This is a genomic window from Enterobacter sp. KB-280D8, assembly GCF_041399405.1.
GTDB lineage: Bacteria > Pseudomonadota > Gammaproteobacteria > Enterobacterales > Enterobacteriaceae > Enterobacter > Enterobacter cloacae_N.
Window position 1 is genome coordinate 1 of record NZ_JBGKEC010000021.1, and the last position, 9,410, is coordinate 9,410.

The following is a 9,410-nucleotide window of genomic DNA, read 5'->3' on the forward strand; positions in this document are numbered from 1 at the left end:
GTTATCTACTGCTGATCTTCGACATAAATTCCGGCTGAAATAATCGCTCCGCCGATTCGCCGGCGACCATAAAGTAGCGGTACCGGGTAGCCCTGAGCTGCAGTGTTTGTCACTCCACCGAATGCGTATGAGGCGCGATTATCCGAGCTTTGTTTGCTGGCCAATCCCGTTGGCTGAGGAGAAAGCATTTGCACAACCCCGCCGACCATCATCGCCGCACCAAATTGTGCGACACCATACCCGGCTGCAGATAACGTACCTGCTGAAAAATAGCCAACAGCCACCCCGACAACAACCAGCACTGCACCAAGGATTGTTTGTAATATCCCTGCTTTTTTACTGCCTATAATAACTGGAACAATACGGATAACGTCACCGGTAACCGGAAAGCCAAGATCATCCTCACCAATGTTTCTTTTACCCTTAAACACAGAGTATGTGAGCCCGCGACGCTGGCTGGAAATCATAAACTTCTCAAATCCAGGAATGGTCTTCGCGAGTGCGACACCGGCCTCGCTCACACGTGAAATCAGGCGATGGTGAACTTTTCCAAACGTTTTACCAAGAACTCCGCCAAGTTCAATTCGACTCATAACCTCTTTCATACAATTTCCACACATAAAAAAAACCGCCGAAGCGGTTTAAATATCAATTTTGTGCAGCTTTACCGCCGGTACACTGATATTCGACAGATACGTTGGACATAATACAACTCCCAAAACCATCCATCTGTCCACACTGGCTAGTTTGTCCGCCAAAAGGTTCTGCACCTTCATATCCCCAGGTTTTACATTTTTGGGCGGCTAAAGATGCGGCTTGATTAAGGTCAACAACAGGCTTTTCAAATTGACCGACTGTATAACCCATTCTCACAGTACCATCGGCCTTGCTTCCCCCCATAGGGACCATTTCCTTTCGAACCGCGCAACCAGATAAAATCATGGTAGTTAAAACTATCAGGACTATTTTCTTCATCATTTATTTCCCTTAATTACAATCGGAAATATCTTAACACCATTCAATCTGGCTGCAATATAAGAATTATTTTTTGATGACATAATTTAATATACAAATAAATCTTTATAGCGCAATAACTTAACTGTTCGTTCCTGCCAGTAGCCGCCGTACGGCACACGCTGGCTTATGTGTCCGTACAGGTGATGCAACAGCATATTGCCCTCCAGCAAAATTCCCGCGTGATTCCACTTATCGGCCTGGACCTGCATGATCACCATATCGCCTGGCCTCGGCGGGCCGTCGAACTCTCTGAAACCGCACTCGTACCAGCAATCCTGATAGAAGTTGTCCGGATAATTGTTTTCCCACCAGGGATAGTCCACCCGATAGTCGTTGAGCTCAATACCATGCGTTTGCCTGAAATAACTCATGACCAGCCCCCAGCAGTCATAGTGTCCAAGCACAAACGGACGCTCCAGCAGCGGCAGCTCTCCGCGCGGCTGGATGGTACGTAAATCCCCCTCCGGCCAGCTCACGATGTGCCAGGGTAAAAGCGTTGCATCGCATTGCGCTTTATCCAGTTCGCTTGGTTGCGTCGTGGCATCAGGGTGACTGTGAACGATGGCGATCACAGTTCCCCAGTCTTCAGCTGATGCGTAATCTTCCGGACAAAGGACAAAATTGTCCTCTGGCGCCGCTGCAAGATTACGGCACGGGAAATAACGTTCAACACGGCTTTTCTGCGCCACCACGCCGCAACACTCGCGAGGATACTCAGCTGCAGCATGAGCCATAATCGCATCGATGGTTTTCTGACGCATATCAGCTCCTGATCAAAGACGTCCCAGGGAACCCACCGAACGGCAGTTCGTTGCCGTCTCCATGCCGGAGCTTACAGGCCGTCAGAGTGCCGCTGCATTCATCCAGGGACGGATCGCTGACCGGGTTATTGTTTTTGTCGAAATAGTTGGTCCCGGCATAGTCGCAGCCGTCGCCGGTGCGATACTTGTTCCGGATGCACCAGGTACAGAGCGAATGCAGCTGACGCGTCGGAATCATCAGTCCCTGCAGGTCCATCGGACTTGAAAGTGTGAATTCCACGGCCTCGTTTGTCTCTGCGCTTTTGGCATCGATGTAAAATACTTTCACCTTTTCCTGCGTAGGGTCTGCAGTGGGGTTCCCGCCTGGAAAATTTCGGGCATCAAGGTAGCTGGCCAACGTATCATGGATCGTGACCTTCGCCTGCAGCAGGTCATCATAGGCAAGACAGAGCGCAGTTATAGAGCTGTCGAGGTTAGCAACCGATAATTTAGGCTGCGCGCTGCTCCCACTGGTGGAAACCTCAATCCCCTCAATCTGGCAGGGCCACGCTTTATATTCCTGCCCCTGCCACCAGATGGATTTCGCAGGCAGTTTGCTTTCATCCCCACCAGCAGCATCAATCTCTTCTGGTGTATGCGCGATATTATGCGCATGGAAGAAAAGCACATCTGACATGCCGAAGGCCGTACCATCGACAGAAAAAAGCCGGACTTCATTGCCCGGCTCGAGTTTTTGATAATCAGCATTAAGGCTCATGGTGCAAATGCCTGTTCAAACGTTGCGGTTACGGTTTCCACTTTTTTATTCAGGGTGACTCGCTGAAGGCTGTCAGCCTCAACACGCCAGAGGGCTAAATCACCACCAGGTGGAGTGAATGTGAAAGACTTTGTTTTATGCCTCCGCAGAAATGAATGAATCTCTCTGGCTATTACCGGATCGCCAGTAAAAGAAAAGGCATAATTTAGAACTTCATCGTTCAGGCCAGAACCACTTACCTGCTTGTACCCATCACCGAACTGCGCCGTTCTGACTGTATCTTTGCTGCTCAGAGTGGGCTGGCTTGCTGCCTGAATCTTCCATGCAAAATGCTCTAAGGCCATCAGTTACCTCTGTTTATTAGCATTCCAGATAATCCCACCAGGCCGTATTTCACGGGCTATCCCCTCCCGCACAGAGCGATCGACCACTTTCTGGTAGGCCTGAGCGAGTGCACCACTATTTTGTTGCTGCGTCTGATCGCCGGCTTGCCCGGTTGTAACTGAAATAGGGGCATAAACACTAACGCCACCCATACCAGCAGCAGCGGCATTACCACCACCAACCAGTCCGCCCGTTGCATAACCGCGCATCAGGCGATAAAGGTTTGCCACACCAATACGGCTGGTCGACTCTTTGGTGAAGACGAACTCTCCCCGGTGGACAACACCTGCAGGCTCATACTTACCGCCGTGCCCTGTGTAACCACCCACGTCGTAGCCCGTGGGCCGGAAAGACGGTACCGCGAATGACTGGCCTGCAGAGGCCGTATCGGTACCGCCACTCACCCAGCCCATTGCACTCTGGATTGCGTAAGCCACCAGAAGCTGGTTAATAACGTTTACTATCATTTTGAGGATCGAGGTGGTGAAGTCCCTGAAGCTGGCTTTGCCGGTTGTCACAAGGCTGGTGAGCTGGCCCGCCAGCCCGGTGAATGTGGCCTGCGAAATCTGCTGAACGGAGCTGAAAACGTTTGTCGCTGAATCCTGATATTCAGCCCAGCCCTGCTTAGCACCGGCCAGCCAGTTTGCGCGCAGGGCATCTTCTGCCTCAAACGTTGCCCTTTGCTCTTCGAGAACCTTTTGCTGTGCCTGAGGATTGTAGGAATAGCTCTCGGTGAGACGCTGCAGGGTGGATTGTCGTCCGGCCTCGCGGGTGGATACCCCCTCAGACTGAGCCTGCAGGCCCGCCCTGGCGGCTTTTTGCTGCTGCTCAAACTTCACGGCCTGATCGGCCAGCTGGTTGAGCTTTTGCTGACTGGCAACCTTATCGCCCAGGTCGGCCAGCTGCCGCTTGTACTCGAGCGTTTCTTCCTTGTGCGCCAGCAGGGATTTTTCCTGCGCCGTAAGCTGACGACGACCAGCAGCCTCCTGCAGAACGGTGAACTGATTTTCAGTTTGCCAGAGGTCCTGACGCTGTTTGCTTATGACGTCGTTTACGCTGGTATGCTGCTCGAGCGTTTTAAGCTGGGCCTGAAGGGTGAGGAGTTCGGCCTGGGCCTTTTCCTCGGCCTTGTCTCCGGCGGGCGTTGAGTAGCTTTTGCCTTTCGGCGTTTTGACGTCCTTAAACTGCTTTTCAATCCCGGCGCGGGCCGCGGCAATGTCTTTTTCAGTCCACAGCGTGGCTACGCCGTCTTTCGCATCCTGGCGGTTTTTCTCAATAAGCTGACTGAGCTTTTTCTCTGCTGAAGCCCGCTTTTCTGCCGCCGTCGCGCCGGACTCCACCAGCTGATTAAACTGCTGCTGGCTGCGGATTGCCTGAGCCTGCTGGTCCGTCCGCATTTTTTCCCGCGCGGCTGCCAGCCCTTCCTGAGCGTATTGCTGATCGGCAAGATCGTAAGCCTGCTTTTTCAGCTCCACCTGCTGGCGCGCATTTCTCAACCTTTCCGCATCAGCTTTCTGCAGAACGTTGTTACCGGCATAATCCGGGTCGACCTTAAGATTGCTGGACAGCGCGCGGTACTCTTTCTCTGCTGCCTGCCATTCAGCAAAAGAATCCTGGCGCTTCATCGCGGTGTCAGGATTACGCCCTATGCCCAGCATCGCATCCCATGCGCCGGATGCGGCATTCTTCACCCAGTTCCAGGCTTTTTCGAGGGAGCCAAGATTATCCTCGACCGCCCCGGCGCGCTGAATGACCGCGTCGGAATATGCCCGCATGGCCAGCTCGGCAGCTTTCTGCGAATCCCCCAGCGCCTGAGCAGAAGCTATCTGCTCATACTGGGTGGCTGTCAGGAAATGAAGGGAATCGTTGAGCGTCGCGACCGCGTTAACCGGATCATCCCTCAGGCGTTTAAACTGATTTATGGTTTCGTCAACGGCCTGCCCGGTAGCCTGCTGCAGCCTGGCGACAACGTTGCTGACCATGCTGACGTCATTACCGCTGAACGCGCCGCTTCCAACGACCTGCGCCAGCACGCCTGCAGCGGCATGCTGCGTGATGCCATTACCGGCCAGCGAGCGCGCCAGCGCCTGAAGCTGCCCTGACGTTTTCCCCGCGTAGTTCCCGGTCAGGATCAGCTGCCTGTTAAATTCCTCAGACTCTTTGCTGCCGTCATACCAGGCCTTACCCAGCCCGAATACCGCCGCGGCAATCCCACCAACCAGGCCGGCGATCCCAAGCCCGCGCAGCGACAGCAGCTGGTCAATCCACCCTGCCCGGTTAGCCAGTGTGATCCCCGATCCCCGCAGCGCGCCGAAGTTACCGCGCATGACCTCACCGATCAGTATTCCCAGTTCCTGACGTGCGGCAGCACTTTGTAGCCCCAGACCGTGCGTGGCGACTTTGGCAGCTTCGAGCTTGCGGATATAAACCTCAGCCGCATCGCTGGCACCAACCTGCGCCGCCTTCATGCGCAGCAGCTCGGTACCGGAGAGCTTTTGCTCTGCAACCTGTTGCTTCAGCTGGCTGAGGAATCGCGTACGCGCGGCGGCCGATTTTTCCTGCACGATCTGCAGTTCTTTTTGCCGGGCAGTGGTGCGGGAAATAAGGGCGAGATAATCCTGCTGGGTGATGTTGCCCTGTGCCCTGGCTGCGCGAAAGCGCGCCTGTACGTTCGCAAGCGACTGTGTTTCACGATTGAGCTGGCGAACGCCGTCAATCTGGCGGAAAAATGATGCCGCCAGTTCATCCTGTCGACGGGCAAGCGCTGCGGCCTGCCCGTCATTCTCACGCATGCGCTGATTTAGCTCGGTAACGCGGCGGTGAGTTTCATCAACGGACTTTGAAACGTTTTGCCAATCTTTGGTCAGCCCTGCCGTTGCGGCCGACTGGCGGGATTTCATTTCTGCGGCAGCCGCCGCGCCAGCGTCGCCCACGGTTTTAAACGCAGCCGCCTGCCGCTCGGAAGCACGCTGCATTCGCGTCTGGACTTTTTCTGAGTCCTCAGCCATCCCGGTTAGCTGGCCCTTTATGCGGGCAACCTGCTCGCTAAACGTGGCGCTGTCGACATCAAGGTTGATGACCAGGTCGCTAATTTGCTGGGCCATATCGGATACCTCCTGTGATCCCCTCAGCTGCGGTCATCAGCGCATCATCATCCGGCTCATCATCGCTGATGGCGACTCCGGAAGGAGAAAGCAGGCTGAAATGTGCGGGGGTAAGTTCCGGGTCGCGGAAGAAAAGAGTGGAGATGGAATAAAGCAGCTCTGAGAAATGTGCATCGAGCTGCGCGTCCTGAAAATAATGCTCCAGATAGAACTGGTGCCAGTCGCCCAGCTCACTGGAAGTCATTCCAGCCAGCATGGCGCGCCAGTCGGGTCGCCCGAACTCGCGCGCCAGATTCAGGACAAACGTCAGCTCGCTGGCAAGGGCTTTTCCGCCGTAACGGGTTCTGCGCTCTCGGCCTCCGCGGAGACATCCGGATCGGCAGGATTGTCATCCTCAACCGGAACGAGCATGCCGGAGAGCAGCTTTATCTCCATTTCGGCTTTACCGATCGCCTCTGGCGGCCAGCCATTCAGGACCTGCTGATATAACGTTTCCACATCAGTGCCAGCCGGATCGTTATGCCACAAAGACATTGCGATCACCCGCGCACCGCAGCGAATATTTGAGCCAATCAGCCTGGCCGTCATTTCCTGATCGCTGATGCCGTCGCTCTCAGCGCTGACGGTCTTTTCCTCTGCGGCCATAAACGTAAGGAACTCAATACGCTGAAGCGCCGACAGTTCGAAGATGGTCAGCGATTCTTTTTGCCAGGTGAACTTCTCTTTTTTCAGAAACATGCGGCCTTCCTTACGCTGCTGTTACGGTGACTTTGCAGACCGCAACGAAATTACCGTCACTGGTCATAACAATAATGTCAGCGGTGCCCGCCGCCACGCCGGTGACGGTGATCGCGTTGCCGCTAACGGTGACCGTTGCTTTTGCCCCGTCAGAGGTTGCCACCCGGAACGAGGTATCTGACGCGCTGGCAGGGTTAACCGTCACATTAAGCGTTGTGGTTGCGCCGACGGCCACGCTTGCCGTGGCTTTATCGAGCGTAACGCCGGTCACGGGGATATTCGGGGTCCCGCTTTCTTCAGCCAGCTCCGGCTTGCCAGTATTGGTGATTTTCGCTGTACGGGTAATGACCTCTTTTGCCGGAATGGCTTTACCCAGGCTGCTGCACCAGCCGCGGAAAACGTCGACGGTACCGTTCGGGTATTTGATTTTGTAATAGCGCACTGAGCCATCAATAAACCATGCGACCAGGTCTTTTTGCCCTTCTTCGCCCGGTTTCCAGGCGAGGGTGAACGAGGTATCGCCAGCAGATTTTGCCCCCTGGGCGGTGGCGTTCCAGTCGGCATCCTCATCGTCGAGGTAAGTGTCGTCATACGATTCGGCGGTCATTTCACCCGGCGTCAGCTCTTTAATTTTCGCCAGACGGTTCCAGTCGATATCCGAGAGTGGGTTAGCGAAAGCGTTACCCGTTCCGGTGTAAAGCCAGAGTGTGGTACCGGCGCCTTTTACGGGTGCCAGCGGGTTAGGAGTAGGCATAAGTACCTCTTAAATTGAATAGGTGATTAAGTACGTGAAATCGACTGAACCCCAGGTGGCCATTTCGTCATCCCTCTGATAGTCATAACCCTGCGGGGTGAACGTCTCGACCAGTTCGTTCAGACCCGGGATGAAGGCCATTGCCGGATACACTTTCTCTTCCATCCAGGAATCAAGCGCGCTGTCGGGGCTGGAGGCTTTAAGAAATACCTCGATGTGAACAACCGCCTGCCACGAATCTTCATCAAGCGAATCGCCGGTGTACTCCGCGTCAGAAAGATAAACAGCCACTGCAGGGAGATCCTGCTCTTCTAAAAAAACAGGGCGCCCGTCAAACCAGATGACGGTGTCGGTGATATCGGCTTTCAGTTTTGCAAGAATGGCTGCACGAATTGCGCTGTGTCTGTTCATCGCTTCAGGTGGATCCTCAGTTGGTTTTTCAGGGCTGCGGAAAGTTCTTTGGGCATATCGCGTTCAATGAGGCGCTTTGAAATAGCGGTAAATGCCACGGTGAGTGGTGTCTCAAGAGGAACTTTGACCACATCAATCGGATAACGGGCCTGACCTACGCGTCGCATGACCTGCCAACGCCCGTTAGAAAGCTGTTGGATAAAAGCGTTACGAAAGGTATAGGGCCCGATTTTGAGGACGCTGCCCGCTCCGTTTCTGGCTCCTTTTTTACGCGAGAGCAGGACGCGCGCCGTGCCGAGCTTTATCGCGGGAAGATTACCGCGGTTGATTTTTATCGACGCGACCGGGCGATCGTGGCGGGCCTTACGCAGACGGGAACGCTGCCGGACCAGACGTACCGGAAGCCCCTTTTTCCGGTTATCATCCACCTTTGCCTCTTTCGCTACAGCTTTGCTCCCCTGGCTTATCGTTCTGCTGGCCACCCGGTTAAGTGCTTTCGCGGTTGCCTCAGGAACGATTAACCGGCTGAGGCTGTTCAGGTTCTGAATAGCCCTTTCCAGTCCTTTCACAGTCATAGCGCCTCCTCATTCGAGATGGATGCGGGGTTTCCCGTTGAACATGTCATAGCGGGTAACGGTCAGATTCTTACCGTCGTAGTCGACACTGTCGTTTCGGCGTGGCTGGTAAAGCTCAGAGAAAACCACCAGCGAAGTACCCGTTCCCGACAATGGCCCCATTTCCTCGAGCTGCTCGGCGGGAACAACGTCATAGCTGCTGCCATTGATGATCGCTGTCTTTCCCATCTTTTTTATGGTGGCCGCGTCCATGCGCGCCGCCATCCGGTCAAAGGGGTTAGGCATTGATCTTAACTTCAACAACGGTGGTGCTTGCCCCTGCATCTTCCCAGGCGATGCCCGCGGCAACGGCGTCCGTTTCTTCGATCGTGATTTTGCCGTCCTTGATATACACCTGCGCCCCGGCAGTAACCGCATCTGCGGATACTTTTGGCAGGAGGAATACACCCTCAGTAAAACCGTCCCCGGTATCGCCAGCCGGAATATCGGTAATTGCCACCGCGACCAGTTTTCCAACAACAACCGGGTCGCCGCTGTGAACATCGGTTGCACCACCGTTTACCAGAGGGATCGTTTTTCCGTCCTGCGCATAGTTCTTAGCCATAATTTCTCCATTCAGCCCCTTGCGGGGCTGGTTCCAGGTATAAAAAAAGCCCTTACGGGCGTCTGTTTGTCAGGACTGTTTTTTACTGACCAGAGGATTTGGTCATGCCGCGATAGTCCAGCGGTGCAACACCGGCATCAATACGCACTTTCGTGGCGATACCATCAGTGGTGAAGCCTTCCTGCTGATCGATGTACGGCGTGTCGACGCCATTGAGATAAGCGACCTCAATAGTGTCGGTGCCCTTCGCGGCAGCCAGATACCAGGCTTTCGCATCAGCTTCATCCAGGCGTGGTTCGGCAATA

The 9,410-nt window shown here is 54.6% G+C and carries 13 protein-coding genes and 1 pseudogene; all 14 read right to left on the bottom strand.

Going from position 1 to position 9,410, the window contains the following annotated elements:
• Positions 1-5: 5 nt before the first annotated feature.
• A complete protein-coding gene (locus AB8818_RS22715) occupies positions 6-605 on the bottom strand; it encodes a tail assembly protein (protein ID WP_039261986.1) in 600 nt (199 codons plus the stop codon).
• 43 nt (positions 606-648) lie between these two features.
• On the bottom strand, positions 649-978 hold the full coding sequence (yecR, locus tag AB8818_RS22720) for a YecR family lipoprotein (RefSeq protein WP_225828840.1): 330 nt from the start codon (positions 976-978) through the stop codon (positions 649-651).
• A gap of 83 nt (positions 979-1,061) precedes the next feature.
• On the bottom strand, positions 1,062-1,778 hold the full coding sequence (locus AB8818_RS22725; protein WP_087822379.1) for a C40 family peptidase: 717 nt from the start codon (positions 1,776-1,778) through the stop codon (positions 1,062-1,064).
• A 1-nt stretch (position 1,779) separates the two neighbouring features.
• Entirely contained in the window at positions 1,780-2,535 is a 756-nt protein-coding gene (locus tag AB8818_RS22730; RefSeq protein ID WP_087822378.1) for a phage minor tail protein L, read from the bottom strand.
• Positions 2,532-2,879, bottom strand: coding sequence for a phage tail protein (locus tag AB8818_RS22735; RefSeq protein ID WP_275018500.1), 348 nt, complete (start codon positions 2,877-2,879; stop codon positions 2,532-2,534). Before AB8818_RS22735 ends, AB8818_RS22730 begins: the two co-directional genes overlap by 4 nt.
• A 3-nt stretch (positions 2,880-2,882) precedes the next feature.
• Entirely contained in the window at positions 2,883-6,023 is a 3,141-nt protein-coding gene (locus AB8818_RS22740; RefSeq protein WP_371200030.1) for a phage tail tape measure protein, read from the bottom strand.
• A complete protein-coding gene (locus tag AB8818_RS22745; protein ID WP_371200031.1) occupies positions 6,007-6,279 on the bottom strand; it encodes a phage tail assembly protein T in 273 nt (90 codons plus the stop codon). Before AB8818_RS22745 ends, AB8818_RS22740 begins: the two co-directional genes overlap by 17 nt.
• Positions 6,280-6,329: 50 nt before the next feature.
• Positions 6,330-6,761 (bottom strand): phage tail assembly chaperone G, encoded by a 432-nt coding sequence (gpG, locus tag AB8818_RS22750; RefSeq protein WP_275018502.1) that lies wholly within the window; start codon positions 6,759-6,761, stop codon positions 6,330-6,332.
• 10 nt (positions 6,762-6,771) lie between these two features.
• Positions 6,772-7,515 carry a phage tail protein gene (locus tag AB8818_RS22755; protein WP_193055722.1) on the bottom strand — a complete coding sequence of 248 codons (744 nt, stop codon included), beginning with the start codon at positions 7,513-7,515 and terminating at the stop codon, positions 6,772-6,774.
• A gap of 9 nt (positions 7,516-7,524) precedes the next feature.
• Positions 7,525-7,926, bottom strand: a complete 402-nt coding sequence (locus tag AB8818_RS22760; RefSeq protein ID WP_331395787.1) for a phage minor tail U family protein — start codon at positions 7,924-7,926, stop codon at positions 7,525-7,527.
• A complete protein-coding gene (locus tag AB8818_RS22765; RefSeq protein WP_371200032.1) occupies positions 7,923-8,501 on the bottom strand; it encodes a phage tail protein in 579 nt (192 codons plus the stop codon). Before AB8818_RS22765 ends, AB8818_RS22760 begins: the two co-directional genes overlap by 4 nt.
• Before the next feature lie 9 nt (positions 8,502-8,510).
• Positions 8,511-8,753, bottom strand: a complete 243-nt coding sequence (locus AB8818_RS22770) for a DNA breaking-rejoining protein (protein WP_230852446.1) — start codon at positions 8,751-8,753, stop codon at positions 8,511-8,513.
• A 25-nt stretch (positions 8,754-8,778) separates the two neighbouring features.
• Positions 8,779-9,105: a DUF2190 family protein gene (locus tag AB8818_RS22775; protein WP_048965324.1), complete on the bottom strand. Its 327-nt coding sequence runs from the start codon at positions 9,103-9,105 to the stop codon at positions 8,779-8,781.
• An 82-nt stretch (positions 9,106-9,187) separates the two neighbouring features.
• A pseudogene (locus AB8818_RS22780) lies at positions 9,188-9,410 on the bottom strand (Clp protease ClpP); the annotation flags it as partial.

Bases quoted from the DNA above. Each gene is read 5' to 3' on its own strand.
- AB8818_RS22715 (WP_039261986.1), bottom strand. From the start codon at position 605: ATGAAAGAGGTTATGAGTCGAATTGAACTTGGCGGAGTTCTTGGTAAA.
- yecR (WP_225828840.1), bottom strand. From the start codon at position 978: ATGATGAAGAAAATAGTCCTGATAGTTTTAACTACCATGATTTTATCT.
- AB8818_RS22725 (WP_087822379.1), bottom strand. From the start codon at position 1,778: ATGCGTCAGAAAACCATCGATGCGATTATGGCTCATGCTGCAGCTGAG.
- AB8818_RS22730 (WP_087822378.1), bottom strand. From the start codon at position 2,535: ATGAGCCTTAATGCTGATTATCAAAAACTCGAGCCGGGCAATGAAGTC.
- AB8818_RS22735 (WP_275018500.1), bottom strand. From the start codon at position 2,879: ATGGCCTTAGAGCATTTTGCATGGAAGATTCAGGCAGCAAGCCAGCCC.
- AB8818_RS22740 (WP_371200030.1), bottom strand. From the start codon at position 6,023: ATGGCCCAGCAAATTAGCGACCTGGTCATCAACCTTGATGTCGACAGC.
- AB8818_RS22745 (WP_371200031.1), bottom strand. From the start codon at position 6,279: ATGCTGGCTGGAATGACTTCCAGTGAGCTGGGCGACTGGCACCAGTTC.
- gpG (WP_275018502.1), bottom strand. From the start codon at position 6,761: ATGTTTCTGAAAAAAGAGAAGTTCACCTGGCAAAAAGAATCGCTGACC.
- AB8818_RS22755 (WP_193055722.1), bottom strand. From the start codon at position 7,515: ATGCCTACTCCTAACCCGCTGGCACCCGTAAAAGGCGCCGGTACCACA.
- AB8818_RS22760 (WP_331395787.1), bottom strand. From the start codon at position 7,926: ATGAACAGACACAGCGCAATTCGTGCAGCCATTCTTGCAAAACTGAAA.
- AB8818_RS22765 (WP_371200032.1), bottom strand. From the start codon at position 8,501: ATGACTGTGAAAGGACTGGAAAGGGCTATTCAGAACCTGAACAGCCTC.
- AB8818_RS22770 (WP_230852446.1), bottom strand. From the start codon at position 8,753: ATGGACGCGGCCACCATAAAAAAGATGGGAAAGACAGCGATCATCAAT.
- AB8818_RS22775 (WP_048965324.1), bottom strand. From the start codon at position 9,105: ATGGCTAAGAACTATGCGCAGGACGGAAAAACGATCCCTCTGGTAAAC.